This window comes from Labrys okinawensis (genome assembly GCF_002982075.1).
Classification (GTDB): Bacteria; Pseudomonadota; Alphaproteobacteria; order Rhizobiales; family Labraceae; genus Labrys; species Labrys okinawensis_A.
In genome coordinates this window covers 204,978-230,428 of record NZ_PUEJ01000010.1, presented here as the reverse complement: position 1 = coordinate 230,428, position 25,451 = coordinate 204,978, and the positions used below count along the sequence as shown (strand labels likewise).

The window sequence follows — 25,451 nt, the reverse complement described above, 5'->3', positions numbered from 1 at the left end:
GAGCGGAGGAGCATAGAGGCGTAAAATGGAAGCCCTTGGCTAACCCGGTTCACATCAATAAGCTTGGGGCTTTAGCACAGGGTTTCATCGGGCGGTAGCGGCGGGGGCACCTTTGCCTGGGAATGATCGAGGCCGCGCGCGGGTTGGGGTTCTCGGGAGAAGGCCGGGGCAGCCGGGATTGGCGTTGCCCGGCGGCATCTTGTTCGGGCAGGGCCTGCAGCGGCTGTTGTCCTGGCTGGCAACCGGGCTTGCGGCGGAGATGGCCGCCTTCGAGCTTGCTCTCGTCGTTCCGGTTTTTCTCGGCCTGGGTGTGATTGCCTATTTCGCAGCACCGGAAGAGCCTGGTCTTGTTGTTCCCATGTTTCTTACCGTGGGTGCAGCCTGTCTTGCCTATGGCGTGCGGGGACGCTGGTGGCTGCATGTCGGCCTGATCTGTCTGACGGCCGCGGGGGCCGGCTTTTGCGCCGCCAAGCTGCGCACGCTGAGCGTTGCCGCGCCGCAACTTTCGCGCTCGATGGCGGGAACCGTCACCGGTCTCGTCCTTTCGGTGGAGCCTCGGCTGGGCGGCAGTGCCCGCATCGTCATCAGGCCGGTCTCGGTGGAGAAACTCGAACCTGCCGCCATGCCGGGCCGCATCCGGCTCACGGTCCGCAAGGGCAGCGAAATCCAGGCCGGCGACAGCATCAGCCTCAAGGCCGTCATGCGACCGCCGCCGCCACCGGCCTTGCCCGGCGGCTATGACTTTGCACGCGATGCTTTCTTCGACGGCATTGGCGGGGTCGGTTTCGCGGCGGGAAAGATTTCGCCCGCGGCCAGTCCGGTCGAGGCAAGCTGGGCGGAGGCCTTGAATATCTGGATCGACCGGCAGCGCAACGATCTGACCCGGCGCATCGTCGAGACGATACAGGGCGAGAACGGCGCCATTGCCGCTTCCCAGGTTACCGGTAAGCGCGGCCAGATACCCGGCGACGCCAATGACGCGCTGCGCGCTTCCGGTCTCTATCACGTCGTTTCGATCTCCGGCCTCCATATGGCGTTGTTTGCGGGCGGGCTGTTCGGGCTCATCCGCGCTGTGCTGGCCTTGTCCCGCCGTATCGTGCTCTATCGGGGCACGAAGGAACTCGCAGCGCTGCTCTCGCTGCTGCCGGCCGCTGCCTATACGCTGTTTTCCGGTGCCGAGGTCGCGACGGTCCGCTCCTTCCTGATGACGTCCATCGTGCTGCTGGCCGTCACCCTGGGGCGGAATGCCATCACCCGGCGCAACGTTGCTCTGGCCGCGAGCTTCGTGCTGGTGACCACGCCGGAGCAACTTCTGGGGCCGAGCTTCCAGATGTCCTTCGCGGCGGTTGCGATGCTGGTGACCGCGCATGAGCAATGGAGCCGGCGCAAGCGGGAGAAATCCGCAATGGCGTGGGAAAGGGCCATCGGCGGCGCGGTGACCGTGGTTCTTGCCATGATGCTGACGACGATCGTCGCCTCGCTCGCCACGGCGCCGTTCTCGGCTTTTCATTTTCACCGCCTCACCCTGCAGTCGCTGGCCTCCAACCTCGTCGCAACGCCGATCGTCTCCTTCCTGATCATGCCGCTGGCCATGCTGGCGCTGGTTGCCGAGCCGTTCGGTTATGGCGCTCCGCTCTGGCAGGCGATGGGCTGGGCAGTCGGCCTGTTCATGCAGGTGGCTCGTTCGGTGGCTACCTGGCCTGGCTCCGACCTCGTGCTGCCGCAATTTTCCGCCGCTGCCCTCGGCCTTTTCGCGCTGGCGCTGGTGCTGCTGACCATCCTGCGCACGCGCCTGGCTTTGCTGGCCCTGGTGCCGCTTGGCGGAGGCGTTGCCTTGGCCGCAACGGCGCCGCTGCCGGCGGCCTTGTATGGTGCAAACGGCTATGCGGCCCTCGTCCGCCAGGGTGATCGGCTGACCATGCTGGCGCAGCGATCGGATGCCTTCACGGTTCAGCAATGGCTGCTCGCCATGGGCGATCGGCGCAAGCCGGAGGATCCGAGCCTGGCGTCGCAGCGCCTATGCGACAGCGAAGGGTGTTCAGCCCCCATCGAAGGAGGCGGGGTCTTCATGCTCGACAAGACCAGCAACGCCGCCGAGGAAGACTGCGGACGCGTCAGCGTCCTGGCAGGACCGATTCCGATCGGCTCACGCTGTGCCGCCACAGGGATTGTGATGGATCGCGATTTGATCCGATCGGCCGGCTCGATCGCGCTTTATGCGGAGCCGCCGCCGAGCGGTGACATCGGTCCACGCTGGCGGCTCGTCATGGCCCGCGATCCGCAAGCATCCCGTCCCTGGGCACCGGGCCGGGTGACCCCACCGCCGAAGTCCCCGCCTCAACCGGCGCTGCAAGCCCCGGCGGGAGATTCTCCCCTCGATAGCATCGCCCCGGAAACCGATAATTGACGCGATTTCGCCCATGCTGCGGCTCGTGATCGCGCGAAGCGCGCTCATCGCCGGCAAGTCCGGATGTCAGCCTCTCTCAATAGCGACGGAACAAGCCGACCAGCTTGCCCTGGATCTGCACCCGGTCAGGCCCGAAGATACGCGTTTCATAGGCCGGGTTGGCGGCTTCCAGCGCGATGGAGGCACCGCGCTTGCGCAGGCGTTTGAGCGTGGCTTCCTCATCGTCGATCAGCGCCACGACGATATCGCCGGTATCGGCGTGGTCCTGGCGGCGGATGAGCACGGTATCATTGTCGAAGATACCGGCCTCGATCATGGAATCGCCGCGCACCTCCAGGGCGAAATGATCGCCGGAAGACAGCATTTCCGGCGTGACGCTGATGGTGTGGCTCTTGGACTGGATGGCGGAGACCGGCGTGCCGGCTGCGATACGCCCCATCACGGGAACGAGGACAGGCCGACCGACCTCGTCGTCCATTTCGGGCCTCACGGGGCGGACCTTGCCGAGGTTGCCTTCGATCACATTGGGGCGGAAGCCGCGCTGAGAGGTGGCCAATGACAGGCCGCCGGGAACGGCGGATTCGGGCATGCGGACCACTTCCAGCGCACGGGCGCGGTTGGGCAGGCGCCGAATGAAGCCGCGCTCCTCCAGCGCCATGATCAGGCGGTGAATGCCGGACTTGGACCTGAGGTCCAGCGCCTCCTTCATTTCGTCGAAGGAGGGAGGCACGCCCTGTTCCTTCAGGCGCTCATGAATGAACCGAAGCAATTCATGTTGTTTCTTGGTCAGCATGGCTATCCCGTCGTGGCGGCCGCGAATCACGGTGAAGGTGTAAACAAAACAAGAACAGTGCTACATGTTCCTACTGTGTTCTGCAACAATGAAGTTCAGGTTAAGACGTGGTCAATAGCCCGCTGCGCGAAGATCGATGATCTCGCAGCTTTCGCCCGCTTTTGCTTCCGGTGCAAAGGGCGGCCGGATCACGAGGCAGTCGGCATGCTGCATGACGCTGACCAGCGACGAATCCTGCAATGCCAGCGGCTCTACCTTGAGGATGTCTGACGTATCGTCAAGCATGAAGCGAGCACGAATATAGTCTTCGCGGACATCGTTGGCCGGCCAGGAGCTGGCGAAGACGGCCCGGCGGCGCGGCGGACCGGCATCGGACCGGCCGAGCAGCGTGCGCAGCAGGGGCACCAGGAAAAGGACACCGCAAACGACCGAGGAGACCGGATTGCCCGGCAGTCCGAGGATGTGCATGGGGCCGAGCCGCCCGTGCAGCAACGGCTTGCCCGGCCGCATGGCTATCTTCCAGAAGCCGAGCTGCATGCCTTCGCGGGTCAGGGCGGTTTGGATCAGGTCGTGATCGCCGACGGATGCGCCACCGATGGTGACGAGCACGTCGGCCTTTTCGCTACGGGCCCTTTTGATGGCGGCTTCCAGGGCGGGAAAATCATCGCTGGCGATGCCGAGGTCGAGCACCTCACCGCCTTCGGCCTCGACGAGGGCGCGGATGGCGAAATTGTTGGAGGCGACGATCTGATTCTCGCCGATAGCCTGTCCGGGCAGCACCAGCTCATCGCCGGTGGCAAGGATGGCGACCTTCGGACGGCGATGGACCGGCAGGCCGGGATGGTTCATGGCCGCGGCGAGGGCGATGTCCCGGGGGCCGATGACGGTCCCGGGACTCAAGGCCTCGCGGCCCTCGGCAAAATCCAGGCCGCGGGCCCGGATATGCTGGCCCGGCTTGGCCGTGGCCTCCAGGATGACGCGATTGCCGTCGCGGCGGGTCTGCTCCTGGATCACCACGGTGTCCGCGCCGTCGGGAACAGGAGCGCCCGTGAAGATGCGAACGGCCTGGTTTTCGCCGACGCGCCCGGCATAGCCATGCCCGGCGGCGGACTCTCCGATCAATTCGAGGCTGGCCCCCTGCCTGGCGTCATCCGCTCGCACGGCATAGCCGTCCATGGCCGAGGCGTTGAAGCCGGGCTGCGTTCTCAGAGCGGTGATGGCGGCAGCAAGGACGCGCCCGCGCGTGGCGTGGAGCGCTACGGTTTCGACGCTGAGCGGGGTGACACCGGCAACCACCTTGGCCAGCGCGTCCGCGACGGGAAGCAGGCTCATGCACTTTCCTCCGCATGCCAATCGCCGGATTTGCCGCCGGACTTCTCTATGAGCCTGATCGCCTCGATGCGCATGCCCCGATCGACGGCCTTGACCATGTCGTAAATGGTCAGGCAGGCGACGGAAACGGCGGTCAGCGCTTCCATCTCCACGCCGGTCTGGCCGGCGACCTTGGCCGTCGCGCGCACGGTCAGGCCGGGCAGCGCGGTATCGGGCTCGATTTCCACGGCGACCTTGCTGAGAAGCAGCGGATGGCAGAGCGGGATGAGTTCATGGGTTTTCTTCGCGGCCATGATGCCGGCGATGCGGGCAGTAGCGCGGACATCACCTTTCTTGGCATCGCCCGACAGTACCAGTTCGAGCGTCTCAGCCCGCATCAGCACACGCCCTTCGGCGATCGCGGTGCGGCTGGTCACGGCCTTTTGCGAGACGTCGACCATGTTGGCCTCGCCGGAGGCATCGAGGTGCGTGAGGGCGGCGGCATTCATGCCGCGTCGTCCAGGGCGAGCAGGGTGCGGGTGGCCGCGGTGACGTCGGGCTGGCGCATCAGGCTCTCGCCGACCAGGAACGTGTTGACGCCCGCCTTCTGCAGGCGCTGGACGTCGCCGGGCGTGAAGATGCCGCTTTCTCCGACCAAAAGGCGATCGCTGGGCACCAGCGGCGCCAGCGTTTCCGTTGTCTCCAGGCGGGTGACGAAGTCGTTGAGATCGCGGTTGTTGATGCCGATCATGCCGACATCGAGCGTGAGGGACCGCTCGAGTTCGTCGTGATTGTGGATCTCGCACAGGACGTCGAGGGACCAGTCCCTGGCGGCGGCGATCAGGGACCGAGCTTCGGCATCGGTGACGCTGGCCATGATCACCAGGATGCAGTCGGCACCCCAGGCCCTGGCTTCCACCACCTGGTAGGGATCATAGAGGAAGTCCTTGCGCAAGGCGGGCAGCGACACCGCCGCACGCGCCGCGGCGAGGAAGTCGGGGTGTCCCTGGAAGGAGGGCTCGTCGGTCAGCACGGAAAGACAGGCCGCTCCGCCGGCCTCATAGGCGCGGGCAAGCGCCGGCGGGTCGAAATCGGCACGGATCAGGCCCTTGGAGGGGCTCGCCTTCTTGATCTCGGCGATCAAGGCGGTATGGCCGGCGTCGAGCTTGGCCTGGAGAGCCTTCTGAAAACCGCGTACTGGGCTGGCCCGTTCCGCCAGCCTGATCAAGTCCGGCAAGGGACGTGCCGCCTTCGCCGCTTCGATCTCGCGGCGCTTATAGGCTTCAATCTTTTCGAGAATGGTGGCCATGGCACTCACGCGTTGGAAATTTCAACCAAACGGTTGAGCGTTGCTAGGGCCTTGCCCTTATCGACGGATTCGCGGGCGAGCGCCACCCCGTCCGCCAGGCTTGGCACCCGCCCGGCGACGAGCAGGGCGGCTCCGGCATTCAGGAGGGCAATGTCGCGGTAGGGCGTCTTTTCGCCTTCGAGCACGGCCCGCAGCGCGAGCGCGTTGTGGGCGGCGTCACCGCCTTTGAGATCATCCGGGGTCGCTACCCGCAGGCCGACCTCCTCGGGCGTGATGATGCCATGGCTGATCACGCCGTTCTCCAGGGAAACGATCTCGGTCGGGCCGGTGGTGGTGATTTCGTCGAGCCCGTCGCTGCCATGCACGGCGATGATGCGCGTCGATCCCAGGGTCTTGAGCACCTCCACCATGGGCTGCAGCCATTGGCGGGCATAGACGCCGAGCAATTGCCGCTTGACGCCGGCGGGATTGGACAGGGGGCCGAGCAGGTTGAAGATCGTGCGCGTGCCGAGCTCGACGCGGGTGGGGCCGACATGCCTCATGGCGCCGTGATGGGCCGGCGCGAACATGAAGCCGACGCCTGCCAGCGTGATGCAGCGGGCGATGCCTTCGGGTTTCAGTTCGATGTTGACGCCGAGCGCGGTCAGGACGTCGGCGGCGCCCGACTTGGAGGAGAGGGCACGATTGCCGTGCTTGGCGACCTTCACGCCTGCGCCGGCCACGATCAGGGAGGCGGCTGTCGAGACATTGTAGGAGCCTGAGGCATCGCCGCCCGTACCGACGATGTCGACGGCATCCTCGGGGGCCTCCACCGTCAGCATCTTGGCGCGCATGGCCGAGACGGCGCCGGCCATTTCATCCGGCGTTTCCCCGCGCACCCGCAGAGCCATCAGGAAACCGCCGATCTGCGAAGGGGTGGCCTGGCCGGACAGGAGAAGGTCGAAGGCCTCGGCTGCTTCTTCGCGGGTGAGCGAGCCGGCGGCGGCCTTGCCGATATAGGGCTTGAAACCGTCCATCACGCATGCTCGCTTTCGTTCCGGTTTTCCTGCACTCTGTTCTTGGCGTTCCATTCCTCTGCCAGTTCCAGGAAGTTCTGCAGGATACGGTGGCCGTGGTCCGACATGATCGATTCCGGATGGAACTGCACGCCATGCAACGGCGCACTCTTGTGCTGCAGACCCATGATGACGCCGTCGTCCGTCTCGGCGGTGACTTCGAGATCGGTCGGCAGGTTATCGCGCTTGACCACGAGCGAGTGATAGCGCGTGCCCATGAAGGGACCGTTCAGCCCCCGAAAGACGCCGCGTCCGCGGTGGTCGATCGAAGAAATCTTGCCATGCATGGGAATGGCAAGGCGTACGATGTCGCCGCCGAAGACCTGGCCGATGGCCTGGTGGCCTAGGCAGACGCCGAACAGCGGGATCCGGTCCTTGGCTTTCTCGATCAATTCACAGCAAATACCGGCTTCCGTCGGCGTACAGGGGCCGGGCGAGAGCACGATCGCATCGGGTGCCGCGGCGATCACCTCATCGGCGCTGACCTTGTCGTTGCGATGGACCGTGACGGTGCAACCCAGCTGGCCGAGATAATGCCAGAGGTTCCAGGTGAAGCTGTCATAATTGTCGATCAGCGTCACGGTCATGGAACGGTCTGTCGTCACGGCTCTAGCCTCCTTTGAAGCCATCACGACTAGGCGTGTGGAGGCAGCGGGTCAAGCGCTTCCGGGGGTGGCGATCCATCGGGCGCCGGCGGGTTGGAAGCTGCGGACGGCCGCAAGCAGGCCTTGCTCCCTCACGTTCAAGGTCGGCCATCTCGGCGGTGCTGCCTTCGCCGCATGGGCACCAGCCTCGGCGGGCCGGCGCTCCGCCGAAAGATTCCGCGTAGGCGCTTACCTTCCGAAATCCTTTCGATGTGATATGTGTTCATGCCTGCTCTGTTGCATGGCACAACTTCGGTGCCGCTCGTGTTCGATACATTCCTACGCCAAACAACTTCATGGACACGGGTTCTGCCTGTCGTCTGTTTTTTGATCGCGCTGGCCCTTCAGTCCAATGTGCTGGCAATCGGGCAAGGCGATATTGCGATTGTCATTCTTTTGAATTCCATTTCGATCGGTCTTGTCTTGGTGACCGTATTTGCGGCCTTGCATCATGCCGAATCGATAGCACTCCTTGTCGGTCAACCTTATGGCACGCTCGTTTTAACCTTTGCGGTAACGACCATTGAAGTATCGATCATCGTTTCAATGATGCTTCACGGCGGCAATAATCCAACCCTGGCGCGCGAGTCGGTCTTTTCCACCGTAATGATCGTTTGTTGCGGCATCGTCGGGATAGCCCTGACGGTGGGCGGTTGGCGCCATAGCCGGCAGGATATCAGGAGGCAGGGAACGAGCGCCTTTCTCTCCGTTCTGGTCGCGATCACCGTCCTGACGATGGTTCTGCCCAACTACACCCTGTCGACCGCGCCAGGCACGTTTTCATCCATACAGCTTGTTTTCGTCGGCGTGCTTTCGATCCTGCTCTATGGCAGCTTTGTTTTCGCGCAAAGCTATGGCCAGAAGGAGGATTTTTCAGAGGTTCGCGCATTGGAGGAAGTGCAGGGCGAACATCCTGCCACCGTCAACTCCCTGCCCACGCATCTTGTCCTGCTGTTCTTGGGATTGGGAGGCATCGTTCTGTTGACGGAACAGGTAGCGGCCGGTGTGGAGGATGGGCTCACTTATCTCGGAGTCACGCAGTCCGACGCGATCGTCGGCGCGGGGATTGCGCTCGTCACCCTGTTGCCGGAGGCGATCTCTGCCATAAAGGCATCTCTCAAGAACGAACTTCAAAGGGGGCTGAACATCGCCCTCGGCTCGGCTTGCGCAACCATAGGGCTGACTATTCCCGCGGTCGCGGCAGCGAGCCTCATCACAGGCCGCCCGTTGACCCTCGGCCTCAATGCGGGCGATACGATCTTGCTCCTTCTTGCCCTCGCCATGGGTGTGGTGAGTTTCGGGACGGGACGTACCACGCTTCTGACGGGCCTCGCGCATCTGGTGATTTTTGTTGCCTATGTCCTCCTGATCGTCGCGCCTTGAGGCCCGCTTCGGATCAAGGGCCGGACCGCTCCGGACCCGCGTCCGGGCGGGACGCGCGAAGCCGCATACCTTCCTTCTTGCCATAGGCGCAGGCAAACACTTCGAGCAGCACGAAGAGCGCGAGATTGCGCCCCACGACGGGCTCGAAATAGTCCGACGCCAAGGTCATGCGCGAGGCGACCATCTGCACGGTGTTCCCGAACAATTCCAGCCTCTCCAGGCCATAGGGCAGGAGCGCCCCCAGGCCGGCGAAGACGGCCATGTAGATCAGCGAGGCGAGAGACGAGATCAGCCAGATACCGAAGCCGTAATCGGCATAGGGGACAGAGCGCTCGCTCTCGTACAGCCAATGGAAGAAGAAGATGCCATAGGCCGCGCCCATGGCCGGCAGCGCGATCGCCAGCATCAGGGCGATGGCTTGAAGGCCGCCCGGATAGAAATAGAGATAGAAGTCGGCGAAGAGCACGACATAGGCGGCCGCAAAGGTGAGCAGGGCCGATCGACGGGCGCCGGGCCATCTAGCCATGAATGCGGCCCGCCAGCCTTACTGGCCCCGGCCGGGCTGGCCGGCGAAACGCACGGCTTCTTCGGCGGCCCGGAACAGGGCCTTGGCCTTGTTGACGCATTCGGCATGTTCGCTGGCGGGTACGCTGTCATAGACGATACCGGCGCCGGACTGGACATGCATGGTACCGTCCTTCACCAGCGCCGTGCGCAGCACGATGCAGGTGTCCATCTGGCCGTCTGCGCCGAAATAGCCGATGGCGCCAGCGTAGAGGCCGCGCTTGTCCTTCTCGAGTTCGTCGATGATCTGCATGGCGCGGACCTTGGGCGCGCCCGAGACCGTGCCTGCCGGAAAGCCCGCAGCCAGCGCGTCGAGCGCATCGTGGCCCGGGCCGATGCTGCCCTCGACATTCGAGACGATGTGCATCACATGGCTGTAGCGCTCGATGAAGAAGCGGTCGGTCACGCTCACGCTGCCGACTGCCGAGACATGGCCGACATCATTGCGCCCGAGATCGAGCAGCATGAGGTGCTCGGCCAGTTCCTTGGGATCGTTGAGCAGCGATTCGGCCAGCGCGTCGTCCTCGGCCTTGGTCTTGCCGCGCGGGCGCGTGCCGGCGATGGGCCGGACCGTGACCTTGCCGTCGCGCAGCCGGACCAGGATTTCCGGGCTGGAGCAGACCACGGAAAAGCCGTCGAGCTGCAGGTAGACCAGGAACGGAGCCGGGTTGATGCGGCGCAAGGCGCGATAGAGCGAGAAGGGCGGCAGCTGGAACGGCGCGCTGAAGCGCTGCGACAGCACGACCTGGAAAATATCGCCGGCCTTGATGTACTCCTTGGCACGGGCAACCATGGCCAGATAGTCGGCCTCGGCGGTGTTGGAGACCTGCTGGGCGTGCAGGGCGTCGAGATCGAGGGTCTCGGCAAGCTTGGGCGTCGGGCGGTCCAGGCCGTCGACGATGGTCATCAGCCGCTGTTCAGCGCGCAGATAAGCCTGCCTGGCGGTGACGTCCGCCTGCGGGCGCACCGGCGTCACGGCGGTGATGGCGTCGCGCACGGCGTCGAACACCACCATCACCGTCGGGCGCATCAAGATCGCGTCGGGAATGCCGATGGGATCCGGCTTGGCGGCGGGCAGTTCCTCCACCAGCCGCACCATGTCGTAGCCGAGATAACCGAACAGGCCGGCCGCCATGGGCGGTGCACCCTCGGGCAGCTCGATCCGGCTTTCCGCGATCAGGGCGCGCAGCGTGTCGAGTGGATGCCCGTCCAGCGCCTCGAAGCCTTCGCCAGGCAAATGGCGGTTGATCGAGGCCTCGCCGTTCTGGCAGCGCCAGATCAGGTCCGGCTCCAAACCGATCATGGAATAGCGCCCGCGCGTGGCGCCGCCTTCCACCGATTCCAGCAGGAAGGCGTTGGGCCTGTCGCCCGCCAGCTTCATGAAGGCGGAGACGGGCGTCTCCAGATCGCCCACCAGCGTCAGCGTCAGGATCTGCGCCTTGCCGGCCGCGTAGGCGGCCGAGAAGGCTTCGAAGGAAGGTTCGAGAAGCATGCTGGCGACTCAGAGGCTGCCGGTGCCGACGACACGGTCGACATTGGTCTGGTTGATGGCCACGCCGAGCTGGTCTTCGACCTTCTTGACATATTCCGTCATCAGATCCTGGCTGATGCCGGTCGCGAGTTGCTTCGACAGCGCCTCGGTCTGCGGAGCCTTGGCATCGAGTTCGGGGATCACGTTGTCCTCGACGTGGAAGATGATTCGATCGGTGCCGTTGGCGGCCAGCGCCGTGCCGAAGCCCTTGAGCGGGGTGGCGAACACGGCGGTGACGACAGCCGGGGGCACCGGCTGGCCTTGGCCGTTGCGTGTCAGGTCCCACGCCGGCGTGACCTGCAGATTCAGTCCCTTGGCAACCTCGTCGAGCGACTTGCCGCCTTGCAGCTGCGTTACGAGCTGGTCCGCCTTCTCCTTGAGCTTGGCGATTTTCTGATCGGCGGTCCAGGCGGCGATCACCTCGTTCTTGGCCTCGTCGAGCGTGCGGTCGCGGGCTGGAACGACGGTGTCGAGCGAAAACCACATCAGGCCTTCGTCGCGGCCGTCGACGGCTTCGGGATCGGAGCCGGGCTCGGCGGTGAAGAGCGCGGGAAGAACCTGGGTGGCGAGCGGCACGGCAACGGGCTTGCCCTCGGCGTCACGGCCCTGGGCGTCGACCGGCGGCAGCGTGACGGCCTTGAGCTTGAGCTTGGCGGCGATGTCCTTGAGCGGGGCGCCGCCCATGCGCTCGTCTTCGATGGCGTCACGCAGATTCTTGGCGGCCTCCGATGCCCGTTGGCGCTCCAGTTCGCCGCGCAGGACTGTCTTGGCGTCGACGATCTTGGTGACCTTGACGATGACGTTGGCCAGATTGCCCTGCACGGCGTCCGATGTCGCGCCTTCCTTCAGGGCGAAGGCGGCGTCGGCGATCTTCTGGTCGCTGAGCTGGCGCTTGGACACGGTGCCCAGATCGATGTCTTCGGGCTTGAGCTTGCGCTCGGCGACCAGGCCCTCGAAGGTGATCTGGCCCGAAGCGATGCGGGCGGCGGCGGCCTTGGCCTCATCCGGCGAGGGGAAGGCGATCTGCTCGACCGTGCGCTGTTCCAGCGCTGCCGAACCCGCCTTGTTCTTGTCGAAGGCTGCCTGGACATCGGCATCGGTCACGGTGGCACGGCCGCTCAGCTCGGCCGGCGTCACCAGTATGTAGCTCAGGCTGCGCAGTTCCTTGGTGCGGAAGGCGCCCTTGTTCTCGTCGTAATAGGTCTGCAATGCGGCAGTGTCGGGCGGAGCAATGTCACCTACGCTGCTCTGCGGCAACACGAAATAGGACGTATTGCGCTTTTCCTGCTCGTAACGGGCGGCAGCCTGCAGCAGAGCCTGGGGGACCGGGCCGCCGGCCGTCAGGCCCTGGTCGATCTGGCCCCGGATATAGACCTCACGCTGGCGGGTGAAGAACATCTCTTCGTTCATGCCATTGTTTTCGAGCATTTGGCGGAAAGCATTGGCATCGAAAACGGGCGGCTTGCCGGGTGCGGTGACCTGGAAGTCCGGATCGTTCATCACCGTTTGGACCGTGGTTTGCTGGTCGAGGCCGAGCCCAAGCTTGGCGGCCTGCACCTCCATGGCCTTTTCCGAGATCAGGCCATTGAGAACCTGCTTGTCGAGGCCGAAGGCCCGGGCGATGTCGGGGGTAACCGCCTTGCCGGTGGCGCGGGTGATCTGCAGGGTGCGCGCGCGATAGGCCTCGCTAAAGGTATTGGCGGAAATTGTGGAACCACCCACCGTGGCGACATCGGAATTGCTGCGCCCCTGCAGCCAGCCCTCGACACCCCATAAGGCGAAGCTGCCGCTCAGGAGCAACATGACCCCCGCCGTGAGGATCTTGGCAGGCCCCTTGGTCATAACTTCACGGAATGAGCTCAGCATCGGTGTCTTGGTTCCATCAAGGCAAAAGGATTCTCCAGGCCCCTGTCGGAAGGCCCGGGAAATCCCGCATCGTTTCTACGCTTCTTCGGGGCCGCATGAACGATCCCATGAGGGGCGGCACATGAAAAGCGGCGCATCATAGGGACGAGCACGTGGCGTCGCAATGGCACGGCTGTGGGTTTCTTGCGCCACCCACGCCTTGCTCCATGGGGACGAGGTTGCTAAGCACGCCAGGCAAAGTCCGCGTATCGGGGCGGCCCAGGCAGAGCCTCCCGGCGCAGGTCTCGACAGGCGACAGGATTTCCGAGCCCGCCCCGCCGAGCAGCCTCGGCAATCCTGTTTGACAGAAAGAGGATCAGCAAGATGACAGCAAACCGGCCGCGCCCGCTCGTCGCTGGCAATTGGAAGATGAACGGCCTCACCAAGGGGGTTACCGAGCTCGATGCCATTGCGACGGGTGTCGCGGCCGGGGAAGCCGGCAGTGCGGAGGTTCTCGTCTGCCCGCCCTTCACGCTGGTCTCCCGCTTTGCGGCGCAGGCCGCGGGCCAGCACATCAAGATCGGGGCGCAGGATTGCCATGCCAAGCCCTCGGGCGCGCATACCGGCGACATCTCCGCAGAGATGCTGAAGGATGCCGGCGCGACCTATGTCATCGTCGGCCATTCCGAGCGTCGCACCGATCACGGCGAGAACGACGCGACGGTCAAGGCCAAGGCCGAGGCGGCATTGCGCGCCGGCCTCGTCGCCATCGTCTGCATCGGAGAGACCCGCGCGGAACGCGAATCGGGCAAGACCCTCGACGTGGTGGGCAGCCAGCTCGCGGGTTCCCTGCCGGCCGAAGCCAATGCTGCCAACACCGTGATCGCCTACGAGCCCGTCTGGGCGATCGGCACCGGGCTGACGCCCACGGCGGCGGACGTGAAGCAGGTGCATGATTTCATCCGTGCCCGTCTGGCGGAAGCGCTCGGCGAAGAAGGTAATGGTGTGCGCATTCTCTATGGCGGCTCGGTCAAGCCCGGCAATGCGGCCGAACTGATGGGCGTCGACAATGTCGATGGGGCCCTGGTGGGCGGCGCCTCGCTCAAGGCCGAGGATTTTCTCGGCATCGCCTCCGCCTATCGTTGATGGATATCTGCATCCGCAAGGCGGAGGGCGAGAAGGATCTGAGCTTCATGCTCGGTCTCGGCCGCCGCCTTGCGGCGGTCATCGAGACCGGCTTGCATGAACCGGCCGAAATCCAGGCGTTTCAGGACGCCTTTTCCGCCGTCAATCTCAGGAATCCGGCGGCAGGCAGCCTCAGCCTGATCGCCGAGGATAGCGTCGGTATCGGGCATGGTTTCCTGCATGCCCTTCCGGGGGCCGACGGCATAACCGGCCGGACGATCGGCTATGTGGCGCTTCTGGCCGTCACCGAGGAGGCCGAAGGCACAGGCGTGGCGAAGCGGTTGCTCGCCTCCGCCGAGGACTGGGCGCGGGAGCAGGGCTATGCTGCCCTATCCCTCGATGTCTTTGCCAGCAATCATCGCGGCCGGCTTTTCTATGAAAGGAACGGCTTTGCCACCGAAACCTTGAGACTGGTCAAGAAGCTGTAGGCTCCGGCGGATCAGTGGGCAGGGGCCTTCTTCACCCGCGTCACCATCTGCGTCGGATTGATGAAGCGGAGGGCGATGACCAGCCAGACCAGCGTGCTCAGCATGTAGATGACGGCCATGGCGTCCACCGATTGGGGCGCCCTGACGCCGGACGCCGTGACCGCGGCATAGAGCGAGACGACCAGCGTCTGGCTGTCGGAGCCGGCGATCAGGAAGGTCAGCTCGAACATCGCGATGGTGCGCACCAGCACCAGGAGGAGGGCAGCGAGCGCCCCGGGCAGCAGCAGCGGAATCAGCACATGCCGGAATACCGAACCGGTGCGGGCGCCGAAAACCCGAGCCGCTGCCTCCAGGCGTGGATCGATCTGTTCGACGAAGGGAATCATCACCAGGATGACGAAGGGCAGGGCAGGCACGAGGTTGGCGATGATCACGCCGGCGAGCGTACTGCCCAGCCCGGCCTTGTAGAGAACCGTCGTCAGCGGAATGCCATAGGTGACGGGCGGCACCAGCAAGGGCAGCAGGAACAGCAATGTCACCAGTTTCTTGCCGGGAAAGTCCCGGCGCGCCAGGGCATAGGCGGCGGGAATGCCGATCACGGCCGACAGGAGCACCACGCCGAAGACGACCTGGAAGGTGACGAGGAGCACACCCCCGAGCTGGAACTCCTCCCAGGCCGAATTGTACCAGCGGCCAGTCCAGCCCTGCGGCAGCCAGGTGCCGAGCCAGCGTGTCGAGAAGGAACTGACGACCACCGCGGCGATGACGGCGAGGAGGTTGAGGACGAAGAAGATGGTCAGGGCCCACACCGCCGTGGACCACAGGCGTTCTGAAAGCGGGCGAGAAATCCGGCTGACCATGATTCCTAACCTTTCCCGCCGCCGGCCGGCCCGCGATAGACCAGGGAGCGCAGGCCGAGCACGATGGCGATGACGACCAGCAGGATCGCGCCCATGATCATGGCGATCGCCGAGGCCATCGAATAATCATAGAGCTCGGTGGCTGCCTGGTAGGCCGGAATGGTGATGACCCGGGTGGGGCCTGCCGGGGCGCCGAGCATCACGGCCGATGGATAGACAGAGAAAGCCTGCACGAAGCTCAGGCAGAAGGTCACGGCAAGGCCGGGCAGCAACAGCGGCAGGAAGATGTGGCGAAAGCGGGCGGCTGGCCTGGCGCCCAGGGTTGCCGCGGCATTCTCCAGAGCCGGATCGATGCCGGTGACATAGGAGAGCGTCAACAGGAAGGTGAAGGGAAAGCCGGTGATCACCAGCGACAGGAACACGCCCCAATAATTGTGAACCAGCTTGACCGGGCCGATACCCATGAGGATCAGCGCCCGGTTGAACCAGCCCTGCGGCCCGAGATAGTTGAGCAGGCCCTCGGCCACCAGCACGGTCCCAAGCGTGATCGGCAGCACCAGGATAGTGGTGAGCAGCCGCTGGTTGTCGAGCAGACGCACCCTGAAGGCCACCGGTATGGCGGCGAGCAGGTTGAACAAAGTGGCCGGCACCGCGATCCACAGGGTGGTGGCGATGGTGCCGTAGAGGGCGGGGTCGCTGAAGAAGGCGACATAATTGCCGAAGGTCGAGCCGTCCTTGGGCTGGAACGACAGCCACAGCCCATAGAAGAAGGGGTAGATGAACAGGGCCAGCAGGAACAGCACGGCCGGCAGGGCGAGCAGCGTCACGCCGTCGATGCCGCGCGCGGCGAGGCGTGTCTTCAGGCCGGGGGCGGAGGGGGCGCTCATCGCGCTACCTCGTTGAAGACGAGGACTCGGGCCGGATCGGCCTTCAGATGCACCTTTTCGCCCGGCCGCATGCGCTGCCGCGCCCTGAAGAAGAGTTCGTTGCCCGTCGGTCCCCTGGCCGCTCCGAAGAAGGCGTGGCCGCGATATTCGCAGATCTCGACAACGGCGGGGATGCCCTGTTCCCCGGCAATCAGATCGTCCGGACGGATCGCCGCGACCGCGCTCGGGCTGGCCAGCACCTGGCGGGCGACCCCCTCGAGCCGTTCGCCGGCGATCTCCAGCGTTACGCCGTCGTTCGACGAGGCAATGACCGTGCCCGGCAGGCGGTTGCGGAACCCCATGAATTCGGCGACGTCCAGCGTCGCCGGCCGTTGATAGAGTTCCTCGGGCGTGCCGATCTGGCGGATCTCGCCGTCGCGCAGCACGATGATGCGGTCGGCCAGCGAAAGCGCTTCGTCCTGGTCGTGGGTGACATAGAGGGTGATCGAGCCGAGGCCGGCATGGATGCGACGGATTTCCTGGCGCATCTCCAGGCGGAGCTTGGCGTCGAGATTGGAAAGCGGCTCGTCCATCAGGACCAGGGGCGGCTCGACCGCGATGGCGCGGGCAATGGCGACCCTCTGCTGCTGTCCGCCCGACAACTGGCCGGGCAGCTTGGCGGCTTGGTCGGTGAGCCTGACCGTCGCCAGCGCCTCACCGATGCGCGCGGAGGCCTGTTCGCGCGGCACGCTGCGCATGCGCAGGCCGAAACCGACATTGTCCCTGACGCTCATATGCGGAAACAGGGCGTAGTTCTGGAATACCATGCCGAAGCCGCGGTCTTCGGGGCCGAGCGTATCGATACGCCGGTCGTCGAGCCAGATCGAGCCGCGCGTGGTTGGCAACAGGCCGGCAATGCAGTTGAGGGCGGTCGACTTGCCGCAACCGGAGGGGCCGAGCAGGGCGATGAATTCGCCGCGCTGAACCGTGAAGGACAGGTCCTTCAGGGCGTTCATGGCGCCGAAATCGCGCCCGACCCGGTCGAGCTTCAAATGGCTAAAATTACTCAGTGCTGACATCGAACCTGCCGCCATGCCCACAATGGTGAAAGCGGGGGAGGCTAGCCCGGATGCCTGACGAGGGTCCTGGACCTTCCCCGCGACGCACGAAACCGGGCCTTTCCCGGTTCGCGTCTCATTTGGTCTTGGCGGCGCCGATCTGCTTGTCCCACATGTTGAAGGCCACCACCATCTTGGCCGGATCGAGCGGCAGTTCGGTGGGAATGTCGGCAATCAGCTTTTCATATTCCGGCCTGCCGAATTCAGCGATGGCAGCCTGGCTCTCCTCGGGCGCCATGGAGAGCGTGACGTTCTTCACGGCCGGCCCCGGATAGAAATAGCCTTCGTCATAGGTGTAGGCCTGCTGCTCCGGCTTCAGCATGAAGCTGATGAGATCGAGCAGCACCGCGATCTTCTCCGGAGCGAGGCCCTTGGGAATGCAGGCGTAATGGGCGTCGGTAACCCAGTGAAAGCCCTTCAGCGTCGAGATCGCGGCAGTCTTGGGCACCACGCCGAGCACGCGCGGATTGATGTCCCAGCCGGTGGTGGACACGGTCATGTCGCGCGAACCCTCGCCGAACTCCTTCATGGTCGCGCCCGTGCCGGTGGGATAATATTCGATGGCTTCCCCCAGTTCCTTCAGATAGGCCCAGGTCTTCTCCCAGCCATTGACGGGATCTTTCGGATCCTTGTCGCCGAGGATGTAGGGCAGGCCCATCAGGAAGGTGCGCCCCGGCCCGGAATTGGCCGGGCGGGCATAGATGAAGCGGTTCGGATTGACCTTGGCATAGGCGAGCAGTTCCTCGGCCGTGTTCGGCGGCTGCGAGACGCGTTCGGGGGCATATTCGAGCAGCGGCCCGGAGGGATAATAGGAGACGACGACACCGGCCCCGTTCGCCAGCCCCTGCATGCGGGCGGCCGGTGCGAGCAGGACGTCGTCGAGCTTGGGCAGCGCCGAAGCGAGATCCGGCAGGAGCGGTACCCAGATCTTCTGGTCGAGGCCCGCGGACAGCGCGTCCGTGCCGGTGAGGACGAGATCGATGTCGACCCGGCCGGCATCCTGCTGGGCCTTGAGCTTGCCGGGAAGATCCGGCGCCGGCGCCTTGGTGAAGCTGATCTTCGACACCAGCTCCGGCTTCGCCTTGGCGTAGTTCTGGATGGCCTTCTGGGTCAGGGCAAGATTGCCGGCGACGTCGACGACATTGAGCGTGACGGGCGCCTTCGGCAGGGCCGGGGTTTCCGCCTTGGCGCCGGCAATGCCGAGGGCCGCAAAGCCGATGCCGGCGCCGAGTGCCTGGCGGCGGGTTATCCGAGCAGTCATGACATCCTCCCATTCTTGATCTTTAGCGGCGGCTCGTGCCGCCTGTGGCGTTCCTCGTCTGTGTCGTCGTGCCGTCTTCCGCGGCATCCATCAGGAAATAGGTTTCGACATTGGCGATATGCGTTTGCATGGCCTGGCGCGCGCTATGACCATCGCCTCCGGCGATGGCGTCACGAATGGCCTGATGATCGGCCATGTTGGTCCGCAGTTTGGTGGAGTTCTTGGTCAACTCGCCCAGCCGGTCGAAGATGCGACCGCGCATGTCGCCCCACAGGAGCTCCATCGTCCGGGTGAGCACCGGATTGCCGGTGGCTTCGGCAATGCCCAGATGGAAGGCGCGATCAGCTTCGAAAGAGTCTTCACCCTTGAGAGATTCCTGCCGGTACCAGGCCAGGGCCTGATCGAGACGCTCGATGTCTGCTGGTCTGGCCATTTCGGCAGCGGTGGCCGCAATCTCGCCCTCGATGATGCGGCGGGCCGCGAGCAGGTCGAAGGCACTTGGGCCGGCATCGCCGAGTTCGCCGGCCCGCGGCGACCCGTCGGAGACATAGCTGCCCGTGCCCGTCTTCACTTCGACGAAGCCGGAAATCTCCAGCGCGATCATCGCTTCGCGCACCACCGGTCGGCTGACGCCCAGCTTTCTGGCCAGGTCCCGTTCGGCGGGAAGGCGCGTGCCCGGCGGCAATTCGCCCGAGCGGATGAGCCCGACGACCTGCTCGGCAACCTGCTGGAACAGTCTCTGCGACGCCACGGCCTGAAACGGCATGGTCCTGTCTCGCCGGTCATTCTGCTCGCTTCGAGCCTATCATCGACAGCGGAACATTCAAGTGGCTAGGTGGCCTGACCACATGGCCTGAAGAAAGAGACCCGTGTTCTGTGAAAGGAAGCCTTACGCTGCCAGAGTCGAAACGGGATCGATGCCAAGTTGTCGTCTGAGTTCGATCCAGCCCTTGGGGGTGACCTGTATCGCCCGCGAGTCCTTGCTGCGGCGCAGCCATCCCAGCTTGCACATCGTGCTCAGTAGATGCACGCCGAGAGGGCCCGCGAGGTGATGGCTGCGCTCGGTCCAATCCAGGCATTGGCGCGCAAGCCCCCGTGCGGTGGGCTTCAGCGCCGCAACATCGAGGCCGATCGAGTTGAACCAGGCGTGGCCGCTGGCGGTGACGCGAAACTGCTTGTCGGAGGCCGGGACGAGATAGCCATGCTCGACCAAGCCCTGTGTCACGGCGACGCCGACCTGTCCGGCCAGATGGTCATAGCAACACCGGCAATAACGCAGTTCACGCGCTTTGCCGCTGATCGCCTTGCGCCGCACCGGCTGGTCCGGTGCGAGCACGGACAGGCGCTCAAGCGCCTCGGCGACATGGCCGCCGGCGAGACGATAATAACGATGGCGCCCTTCCGTCTCGACAGCGAGGAGGCCACCGGCAAGCAGCTTGGCCAGATGGGAACTCGCCGTCTGGGGCGCGATGCGGGCGGCATAGGCCAGTTCGCCGGCCGGCAGCGCCCGCCCGTCGAGCAGGGCGGTCAGCATCAGTGCACGGGCGGGATCGGCGACCAATGACGCGGCGAAGGCAAAATCCGGAATTTCGGGCATGGCATCCCCTTTCCGGGATGAGTATGCCCCAACGCCTCGGGGCATGTTTCGATGCAGGCCGAAGCATCGAACCTGAACATGGCGGTAACAAGGACCTGCGTCCACGGAGACCATCCGCCATGGATTCCACTCTTGCTTCGAAACGGGCTCTCCCGCGCTCGCGACGTGGGCTGGCCCTGCTGACGCTGTGCCTTGCGGTCCTCATAGCCCAGGTCGATACGGCGGTCGTCAATCTCGCGGTTCGCCCGATCGGCGAAGCCTTTTCCGCGAGTATCGGCGCGCTGCAATGGGTCGTGGACGGCTATAATCTGGTTTACGCCGTCATGCTGCTGACGGGCGGTTTGCTGGCCGATCTCCGGGGACGCCGGCTGATCTTCATGGCCGGTGCCGCAATCTTCACCGCGGCGTCGCTCCTGTGCGCCTTCTCTCCCACGATCGAGGTATTGATCGCAGCACGGGCGTTGGCCGGCCTCGGTGCGGCGCTCTTGACGCCATCTTCATTGGCGATTCTGCGCGTCACGTGGACCGATCAGGCCGAACGGGAACGCGCATTGGGCATCTGGGCGGCCTGCAACGGCGTTGCCATGGCCATCGGCCCAACGCTCGGTGGCATTCTGCTGCATGTTTTCGGCTGGCCGAGCATCTTCCTCGTCGTCGTGCCGATAGGCCTCGTCGCACTGGCCCTGGCAGGTCTGGTCATTCCCGAATCCGCCGATCCCCAGGGACGACACTTCGATGCGGGTGGCCAACTCGTCGGTGCGGCTGCCCTCGGCGGTCTCGCCTTTGCCGCCATCGAAATGCGCGAGAGGCCGTCCATCGCCCTGGGAGCCAGTTTCCTGGCCGTCCTCTCTCTGGTCTTTTTTGTAACAATCGAGGGAAGATATCACCATAGAGCTTTGGTGCCGTTGGATATTTTTCAGAACGCTACCTTCCGTGGCGCTATCACGGCGACCGCCGGCATGACCTTCGGCATGTATGGTACTCTCTTCCTGCTGCCGCTCTTCTGGCAGGAAGCGGGCCGGCTCAGCCCGACTATGGCGGGCCTTGCCTTGATGCCGATGGCCGCCTTGTTCGTTGCAGTCTCGCCCTTTTCGGGATTTCTGGGCCGAAGGCTCGGCATGCGAACGATGACCGGCGGCGGTGTCGCCGTCATAGGCTGCGGCCTGTTGGCGATCGCAGCCAGCGCCCATCATGTCTCGATCCTGCCGGCCGAAATCGGCCTGGCCTTGACCGGCCTCGGCATGGGCATGGCGACCGGCCCCCTCATGGGGGAGGCGGTGGGCGCGGTCGCATCGGCGCGGGCCGGCACGGCTTCGGCTCTCATCAATGTGGCGCGGATGGTCGGAGCGACGGTCGGCGTCGCCGTCCTCGGCTCGCTCTATGCCGTTCTCGGCGGTGGCTCGGCCGGACTGGCCGCTGCCATGGTCGTGGGCGGATCGGTGCAGATCGTCGCCGCGACAATAACCTGGTGCGCAGCGCCAGCGCAGCGATAGTCCTCGTTGCTCGAGCCAGACCTATTTGAAATGCTTGGAGAGCTTCAGGGCCTGGCCCTGATAGTTCGAATTGAGGCCGGAGCCGTAGAGGATCTGCGGGCGTTCGAGCATGCGCTCATAGATCAGGCGCCCGACGATCTGGCCGTCCTCGACGATGAAGGGGACTTCGCGCGAACGCACTTCCAGCACGGCCCGGGCCGCCTCCATGCCATCGGGTGAATAGCCGAAGCCCGGATCGAAGAAGCCGGCGTAATGCACGCGGAACTCGCCCACCAGCGGGTCGAAAGGCACCATTTCAGCGGCGAATTCCGGCGGCACATGCACGGCTTCCTTGGACGCCAGGATGTAGAACTCGTCCGGGTCGAGGATCATGTCGTTCTTGCCGCGATGGGGAATGGGCTCCCAGAAATCGAGGAGATCGCAGGCCGCACGCTTGTCGACATCGATCACGGCGGTGTGCCGTTTGGCGCGGTAGCCGACGATGCCGTCGCCGAAGCCGGTCAGGTCGACGGAGACGGCGACGCCGCCGGCAATGTCCGGATCCGGCGAGGAGACCAGGCCCATGCGGCGCTGCAATTCGCGCAGGGAGACATCGTCGATGCGGGCCTCGCCGCGGCGGAAACGGATCTGACTGAGGCGCGATCCCGTCCTGACCAGCACCGGAAAGGTGCGCGGGCCGATCTCGGCATAGAGCGGGCCGTCATAGCCGGCCTCGACCTGGTCGAAGGCGCGGGCATGGTCGGTGATGACGCGCGTGAAGACGTCGAGGCGGCCGGTCGAGCTCTTGGGATTGGTGGAGGCGAGAACGCCGTCCGGCATCTTCAGGCTTTCGAGCAGGGGTACGATATAGACGCAGCCCGTTTCCAGCACGGCGCCCTTGGTCAGGTCGATCTCGTGCAGGGCAAGGTCGGCGATGCGCTCGGCCACGGTGCTGCGCGGCCCCGGCAGGAAGCTTGCCCGCATGCGATAGGCCTTGGCGCCCAGGCGCAGGTCGAGGCTGGCCGGCTGGATCTGGTCCGAAGCCAGGGGCTGCTCGATGCGGATGGCGCCCGCCTCGACCAAGCCGGCGATCGCCTGGGAAGGCAGGATGCCATGGCTGTGCAGGATGCCTTGGGAATGCAGGATGTTCGCGGACGGCATGGCTCTCGCTTTTTGCTGCCAGTTTTGGCGTATCTTGGTCTTGCTAGACGAAACCATGCATTGACGCCATCGGGGAGTAGGGCTACTCAACAGTCTTCGTCGTGGTGGATTTGGGCCGGCCGGCTTGCAGCCACGTAAAACAACTCGCTAAAGGGCCGTGGGAAAGAGCGCTGGCGCTCGACTTGCGGCTGTTCAGGATTGCCGCAGATGACCAAACCTTTGACTTCAGCACCTTCCACCCGGGAATTGCGTCCGGCAACCCGGCTCGTGCATGCCGGCACGCTGCGCTCCCAATATGCCGAGACGTCGGAGGCGCTGTTCCTCACCCAGGGGTTCGTCTACGAAAGCGCCGAGCAGGCCGAGGCCCGCTTCAAGGGCGAGGATGCCGGCTTCATCTATAGCCGCTTTTCCAATCCGACCGTGGCGATGTTCGAGCAGCGTATGGCGGAACTGGAGGGAGCCGAGGCCGCCCGCGCCACCGCCTCCGGCATGGCCGCCGTCACCGCGACGCTGATCGGCCAGCTCAAGGCGGGCGATCACATCGTCGCCGCCAAGGCGCTGTTCGGCTCCTGCCGCTATGTCATCGAGGAGCTTCTGCCGCGTTTCGGCGTCAGCTCGACCCTGGTCGACGGTACCGATCTCGGCCAGTGGCGGGCGGCCGTGCGGCCGGAGACCAAGGTATTCTTCCTGGAAAGCCCGACCAATCCCACGCTCGAGATTCTCGACATAGCGGCCATCGCCGGGATCGCCAAGAGCGCCGGCGCCACGCTGGTGGTAGACAATGTTTTCGCCACGCCGCTGCTGCAGAGCCCGCTCGCGCTCGGCGCCGATTGCGTGGTCTATTCGGCGACCAAGCACATTGACGGGCAGGGCCGCTGTCTGGCCGGCGTGATCCTGGCGTCCGAAAAGTTCATCAACGACCACATCCATACCTATCTGCGCCAGACCGGTCCCTCGATCTCGCCCTTCAATGCCTGGGTGATGCTCAAGGGCCTGGAGACGCTGGAGCTGCGGGTCGAGCGCCAGATCGCCAATGCGGCGAAGGTCGCCGACGCCCTGGCTGCCCACAAGGCGATCGAACGCGTGATCTACCCTTTCCGTGACGACCATCCCCAGGCCGAACTCGCGCGCCGCCAGATGAAAGCGGGCGGCACGCTGGTGACCTTCGAGGTGAAGGGCGGCAAAGAGGCGGCGTTCAAGGTCGCCAATGCCCTGAAGATCACTCGCATTTCCAACAATCTCGGCGACACCAAGAGCCTGCTCACCCACCCCTCGACCACCACCCATCAGCGTTTCGAGGAAGATGCGCGTCTCGGCATGGGCATCCGTCAGGGCATGCTGCGTTTCTCCGCCGGCATCGAGAGCGCCGACGACCTGATCGCCGATTTCGAGCAGGCACTCGACAAGGCCCTGTAATCGAGGGGCTGGTCCCAGAGCCTGGCCGGAAATCCGTAAAACTCGACTTTTGTCATTGCCGGGCTTCGTCCCGGCAATCCAGTGCCGCAATCTCGACAAGTGGCGGTAGCTGGATGCCCGGGACAAGCCCGGGCATGCCAAAGGCGGTATTTCTCCCCAAATGGGCTTTGGCGCGACTGCTTCCAAGCGCTATCATGCCAACGTCAAAACCGGCATGGATGCGGGCAGAGCGATGGGGATCTTCGCGACGCTGAAGGCCATGGTCGAACGGGACGGGCGCGCCGTGCTCGTCACCATCACGGACGTGCGAGGTTCGAGCCCGCGCGAGGCCGGCACACGTATGGCGGTGCGGGCAGACGGCGCCTTCTCCGGCACGGTCGGGGGCGGCACCCTGGAATGGCAGGTGCTCGCCGAGGCGCAGGCGCTGCTGGCAGCCGGGGAGGGCCGCCGCATGCGTACCCTGGACAAGGCGTTGGGCCCCGATCTCGGCCAGTGTTGCGGCGGCCGGGTCAGCCTGATGCTGGAGCGCCTGGAGCGGGACGATCTCGTTTGGCTGAACGAACTGGCGGCGCAACCAACCAACGGGAGCGGGGTCAGCATCGGCATGCCGCATGATCGGGGCGGCTTTACGCGTCGCCCGGCCAGCGATACCGAGGCGCAAGGTCTGCCCGCCGGCGCGGCCAGCCGCTTCCTGCCGGACGGGCGGCTGCTCGAAAGACTCGAGCCCGCGAATCCGGCTCTCTATCTGTTCGGAGCCGGCCATGTCGGCCGAGCCCTGATCCTGGCGTTGGCGCCGCTGCCGATCGACGTGGTCTGGTGCGATTCCCGCCCGGACGCCTTTCCAAGTCACGTCCCGCAGCATGTCGTGCTCCGACGCGATGCCGAGCCCGAGCGGATCCTGGCGGCGGCGCCCGATGATGCCCGCATCGTGGTCATGACGCATAGCCATGCGCTCGATCTTGCCATCGTTTCGGCAGCCTTGGCGGCGGATCGCTTCGCTTATGTTGGCGTGATCGGCTCGCAGACCAAGCGGGCTCGCTTCCTCTCGCAATTGCGGCAAGCGGGCCTGGCCGAGCGCCTGATCGAGGGCATGATCTGCCCGATCGGGGTGCCCGGCGTCGAGGGCAAGGAGCCGGCGGTGATCGCGGCCTCCGTCGTGGCCCAGATCTTGCAATTACCCCGTCAGACCGGCAGCCGGATGCCGGTCCTGAAAGGCCACCGGCGTCCCGCCTAGTTGCGGCACGT

23 protein-coding genes and 1 riboswitch are annotated in these 25,451 nt (G+C 65.0%); of the genes, 7 read left to right on the top strand and 16 right to left on the bottom strand.

All coding sequences use genetic code 11. The annotated features are described in order from the left end of the window. Positions 1-184: 184 nt before the first annotated feature. Positions 185-2,407 (top strand): ComEC/Rec2 family competence protein, encoded by a 2,223-nt coding sequence (locus C5L14_RS24390; protein WP_105864661.1) that lies wholly within the window; start codon positions 185-187, stop codon positions 2,405-2,407. Positions 2,408-2,483: 76 nt separating this feature from the next. Here the strand turns inward: C5L14_RS24390 and lexA are convergent, their stop codons facing one another. The 6 genes from lexA to C5L14_RS24360 all read right to left on the bottom strand — a co-directional run bounded on the left by lexA (position 2,484) and on the right by C5L14_RS24360 (position 7,462). Further along, positions 2,484-3,200: a transcriptional repressor LexA gene (lexA, locus tag C5L14_RS24385; protein ID WP_105864660.1), complete on the bottom strand. Its 717-nt coding sequence runs from the start codon at positions 3,198-3,200 to the stop codon at positions 2,484-2,486. Positions 3,201-3,311: 111 nt separating this feature from the next. After that, entirely contained in the window at positions 3,312-4,532 is a 1,221-nt protein-coding gene (locus C5L14_RS24380) for a molybdopterin molybdotransferase MoeA (RefSeq protein ID WP_105864659.1), read from the bottom strand. Then, positions 4,529-5,020: a cyclic pyranopterin monophosphate synthase MoaC gene (gene moaC / locus C5L14_RS24375; protein ID WP_105864658.1), complete on the bottom strand. Its 492-nt coding sequence runs from the start codon at positions 5,018-5,020 to the stop codon at positions 4,529-4,531. The genes C5L14_RS24380 and moaC overlap by 4 nt, the downstream gene beginning before the upstream one ends. Continuing rightward, positions 5,017-5,820 (bottom strand): indole-3-glycerol phosphate synthase TrpC, encoded by an 804-nt coding sequence (gene trpC / locus C5L14_RS24370; protein ID WP_105864657.1) that lies wholly within the window; start codon positions 5,818-5,820, stop codon positions 5,017-5,019. Before trpC ends, moaC begins: the two co-directional genes overlap by 4 nt. A 5-nt stretch (positions 5,821-5,825) precedes the next feature. Continuing rightward, complete coding sequence (gene trpD, locus C5L14_RS24365) at positions 5,826-6,836, bottom strand: anthranilate phosphoribosyltransferase (RefSeq protein ID WP_105864656.1); 1,011 nt, start codon at positions 6,834-6,836, stop codon at positions 5,826-5,828. After that, positions 6,836-7,462: an anthranilate synthase component II gene (locus C5L14_RS24360; RefSeq protein ID WP_105864655.1), complete on the bottom strand. Its 627-nt coding sequence runs from the start codon at positions 7,460-7,462 to the stop codon at positions 6,836-6,838. The genes trpD and C5L14_RS24360 overlap by 1 nt, the downstream gene beginning before the upstream one ends. A 282-nt stretch (positions 7,463-7,744) precedes the next feature. Between C5L14_RS24360 and C5L14_RS24355 the strand changes: the two genes are divergently transcribed. Beyond that, entirely contained in the window at positions 7,745-8,902 is a 1,158-nt protein-coding gene (locus tag C5L14_RS24355) for a calcium:proton antiporter (protein ID WP_105864654.1), read from the top strand. 13 nt (positions 8,903-8,915) lie between these two features. On the opposite strand, the gene C5L14_RS24350 is transcribed toward C5L14_RS24355, so the two are convergent. Genes C5L14_RS24350 through C5L14_RS24340 form a run of 3 tightly spaced genes read right to left on the bottom strand, consistent with a single transcriptional unit; the run spans position 8,916 to position 12,863 of the window. Next, the gene (locus C5L14_RS24350; protein WP_105864653.1) at positions 8,916-9,428 is read right to left on the bottom strand and encodes a hypothetical protein; all 513 of its coding nucleotides are present in this window, start codon (positions 9,426-9,428) and stop codon (positions 8,916-8,918) included. An 18-nt stretch (positions 9,429-9,446) separates the two neighbouring features. Beyond that, a complete protein-coding gene (trpE, locus tag C5L14_RS24345) occupies positions 9,447-10,958 on the bottom strand; it encodes an anthranilate synthase component I (protein WP_105864652.1) in 1,512 nt (503 codons plus the stop codon). Between the two features lie 9 nt (positions 10,959-10,967). After that, positions 10,968-12,863: a peptidylprolyl isomerase gene (locus C5L14_RS24340; RefSeq protein WP_105864651.1), complete on the bottom strand. Its 1,896-nt coding sequence runs from the start codon at positions 12,861-12,863 to the stop codon at positions 10,968-10,970. A 363-nt stretch (positions 12,864-13,226) separates the two neighbouring features. Between C5L14_RS24340 and tpiA the strand changes: the two genes are divergently transcribed. After that, positions 13,227-13,988 carry a triose-phosphate isomerase gene (gene tpiA / locus C5L14_RS24335; RefSeq protein WP_105864650.1) on the top strand — a complete coding sequence of 254 codons (762 nt, stop codon included), beginning with the start codon at positions 13,227-13,229 and terminating at the stop codon, positions 13,986-13,988. After that, positions 13,988-14,455, top strand: a complete 468-nt coding sequence (locus tag C5L14_RS24330) for a GNAT family N-acetyltransferase (RefSeq protein ID WP_105864649.1) — start codon at positions 13,988-13,990, stop codon at positions 14,453-14,455. The genes tpiA and C5L14_RS24330 overlap by 1 nt, the downstream gene beginning before the upstream one ends. An 11-nt stretch (positions 14,456-14,466) precedes the next feature. Here C5L14_RS24330 and C5L14_RS24325 read toward each other — a convergent pair whose 3' ends face one another. From C5L14_RS24325 to C5L14_RS24300, 6 genes are all read right to left on the bottom strand, one after another. Continuing rightward, a complete protein-coding gene (locus tag C5L14_RS24325) occupies positions 14,467-15,315 on the bottom strand; it encodes an ABC transporter permease (protein WP_105864648.1) in 849 nt (282 codons plus the stop codon). A 5-nt stretch (positions 15,316-15,320) separates the two neighbouring features. Further along, entirely contained in the window at positions 15,321-16,202 is an 882-nt protein-coding gene (locus tag C5L14_RS24320) for an ABC transporter permease (RefSeq protein ID WP_105864647.1), read from the bottom strand. Continuing rightward, complete coding sequence (locus C5L14_RS24315) at positions 16,199-17,260, bottom strand: ABC transporter ATP-binding protein (RefSeq protein ID WP_105864720.1); 1,062 nt, start codon at positions 17,258-17,260, stop codon at positions 16,199-16,201. The genes C5L14_RS24320 and C5L14_RS24315 overlap by 4 nt, the downstream gene beginning before the upstream one ends. Positions 17,261-17,375: 115 nt before the next feature. Next, the gene (locus tag C5L14_RS24310; RefSeq protein ID WP_105864646.1) at positions 17,376-18,560 is read right to left on the bottom strand and encodes an extracellular solute-binding protein; all 1,185 of its coding nucleotides are present in this window, start codon (positions 18,558-18,560) and stop codon (positions 17,376-17,378) included. A 22-nt stretch (positions 18,561-18,582) separates the two neighbouring features. Then, complete coding sequence (locus tag C5L14_RS24305) at positions 18,583-19,326, bottom strand: FadR/GntR family transcriptional regulator (RefSeq protein ID WP_105864645.1); 744 nt, start codon at positions 19,324-19,326, stop codon at positions 18,583-18,585. A 123-nt stretch (positions 19,327-19,449) separates the two neighbouring features. Further along, the gene (locus C5L14_RS24300; RefSeq protein WP_105864644.1) at positions 19,450-20,157 is read right to left on the bottom strand and encodes an ArsR/SmtB family transcription factor; all 708 of its coding nucleotides are present in this window, start codon (positions 20,155-20,157) and stop codon (positions 19,450-19,452) included. A 119-nt stretch (positions 20,158-20,276) separates the two neighbouring features. Here C5L14_RS24300 and C5L14_RS24295 point away from each other — a divergent pair, with 119 nt between their 5' ends. Continuing rightward, positions 20,277-21,650: an MFS transporter gene (locus C5L14_RS24295; protein WP_105864643.1), complete on the top strand. Its 1,374-nt coding sequence runs from the start codon at positions 20,277-20,279 to the stop codon at positions 21,648-21,650. Between the two features lie 21 nt (positions 21,651-21,671). Here the strand turns inward: C5L14_RS24295 and C5L14_RS24290 are convergent, their stop codons facing one another. Next, positions 21,672-22,790 (bottom strand): 2'-deoxycytidine 5'-triphosphate deaminase, encoded by a 1,119-nt coding sequence (locus C5L14_RS24290; RefSeq protein ID WP_105864642.1) that lies wholly within the window; start codon positions 22,788-22,790, stop codon positions 21,672-21,674. A gap of 91 nt (positions 22,791-22,881) precedes the next feature. Continuing rightward, positions 22,882-22,961: riboswitch (SAM riboswitch) on the top strand. A 36-nt stretch (positions 22,962-22,997) separates the two neighbouring features. Here C5L14_RS24290 and C5L14_RS24285 point away from each other — a divergent pair. Both C5L14_RS24285 and xdhC read left to right on the top strand, forming a co-directional pair. Next, positions 22,998-24,206, top strand: a complete 1,209-nt coding sequence (locus C5L14_RS24285) for an O-succinylhomoserine sulfhydrylase (protein WP_105864641.1) — start codon at positions 22,998-23,000, stop codon at positions 24,204-24,206. A 214-nt stretch (positions 24,207-24,420) separates the two neighbouring features. Continuing rightward, a complete protein-coding gene (gene xdhC, locus C5L14_RS24280) occupies positions 24,421-25,440 on the top strand; it encodes a xanthine dehydrogenase accessory protein XdhC (RefSeq protein ID WP_245443547.1) in 1,020 nt (339 codons plus the stop codon). Positions 25,441-25,451: the final 11 nt, after the last annotated feature.

What these genes read in the sequence shown, in the direction of transcription:
- lexA (WP_105864660.1), bottom strand. Translation starts at nt 3,200, where the DNA reads ATGCTGACCAAGAAACAACATGAATTGCTTCGGTTCATTCATGAGCGC.
- C5L14_RS24380 (WP_105864659.1), bottom strand. Translation starts at nt 4,532, where the DNA reads ATGAGCCTGCTTCCCGTCGCGGACGCGCTGGCCAAGGTGGTTGCCGGT.
- moaC (WP_105864658.1), bottom strand. Translation starts at nt 5,020, where the DNA reads ATGAATGCCGCCGCCCTCACGCACCTCGATGCCTCCGGCGAGGCCAAC.
- trpC (WP_105864657.1), bottom strand. Translation starts at nt 5,820, where the DNA reads ATGGCCACCATTCTCGAAAAGATTGAAGCCTATAAGCGCCGCGAGATC.
- trpD (WP_105864656.1), bottom strand. Translation starts at nt 6,836, where the DNA reads ATGGACGGTTTCAAGCCCTATATCGGCAAGGCCGCCGCCGGCTCGCTC.
- C5L14_RS24360 (WP_105864655.1), bottom strand. Translation starts at nt 7,462, where the DNA reads ATGACCGTGACGCTGATCGACAATTATGACAGCTTCACCTGGAACCTC.
- C5L14_RS24355 (WP_105864654.1), top strand. Translation starts at nt 7,745, where the DNA reads ATGCCTGCTCTGTTGCATGGCACAACTTCGGTGCCGCTCGTGTTCGAT.
- C5L14_RS24350 (WP_105864653.1), bottom strand. Translation starts at nt 9,428, where the DNA reads ATGGCTAGATGGCCCGGCGCCCGTCGATCGGCCCTGCTCACCTTTGCG.
- trpE (WP_105864652.1), bottom strand. Translation starts at nt 10,958, where the DNA reads ATGCTTCTCGAACCTTCCTTCGAAGCCTTCTCGGCCGCCTACGCGGCC.
- C5L14_RS24340 (WP_105864651.1), bottom strand. Translation starts at nt 12,863, where the DNA reads ATGCTGAGCTCATTCCGTGAAGTTATGACCAAGGGGCCTGCCAAGATC.
- tpiA (WP_105864650.1), top strand. Translation starts at nt 13,227, where the DNA reads ATGACAGCAAACCGGCCGCGCCCGCTCGTCGCTGGCAATTGGAAGATG.
- C5L14_RS24330 (WP_105864649.1), top strand. Translation starts at nt 13,988, where the DNA reads ATGGATATCTGCATCCGCAAGGCGGAGGGCGAGAAGGATCTGAGCTTC.
- C5L14_RS24325 (WP_105864648.1), bottom strand. Translation starts at nt 15,315, where the DNA reads ATGGTCAGCCGGATTTCTCGCCCGCTTTCAGAACGCCTGTGGTCCACG.
- C5L14_RS24320 (WP_105864647.1), bottom strand. Translation starts at nt 16,202, where the DNA reads ATGAGCGCCCCCTCCGCCCCCGGCCTGAAGACACGCCTCGCCGCGCGC.
- C5L14_RS24315 (WP_105864720.1), bottom strand. Translation starts at nt 17,260, where the DNA reads ATGTCAGCACTGAGTAATTTTAGCCATTTGAAGCTCGACCGGGTCGGG.
- C5L14_RS24310 (WP_105864646.1), bottom strand. Translation starts at nt 18,560, where the DNA reads ATGACTGCTCGGATAACCCGCCGCCAGGCACTCGGCGCCGGCATCGGC.
- C5L14_RS24305 (WP_105864645.1), bottom strand. Translation starts at nt 19,326, where the DNA reads ATGCCGTTTCAGGCCGTGGCGTCGCAGAGACTGTTCCAGCAGGTTGCC.
- C5L14_RS24300 (WP_105864644.1), bottom strand. Translation starts at nt 20,157, where the DNA reads ATGCCCGAAATTCCGGATTTTGCCTTCGCCGCGTCATTGGTCGCCGAT.
- C5L14_RS24295 (WP_105864643.1), top strand. Translation starts at nt 20,277, where the DNA reads ATGGATTCCACTCTTGCTTCGAAACGGGCTCTCCCGCGCTCGCGACGT.
- C5L14_RS24290 (WP_105864642.1), bottom strand. Translation starts at nt 22,790, where the DNA reads ATGCCGTCCGCGAACATCCTGCATTCCCAAGGCATCCTGCACAGCCAT.
- C5L14_RS24285 (WP_105864641.1), top strand. Translation starts at nt 22,998, where the DNA reads ATGACCAAACCTTTGACTTCAGCACCTTCCACCCGGGAATTGCGTCCG.
- xdhC (WP_245443547.1), top strand. Translation starts at nt 24,421, where the DNA reads ATGGATGCGGGCAGAGCGATGGGGATCTTCGCGACGCTGAAGGCCATG.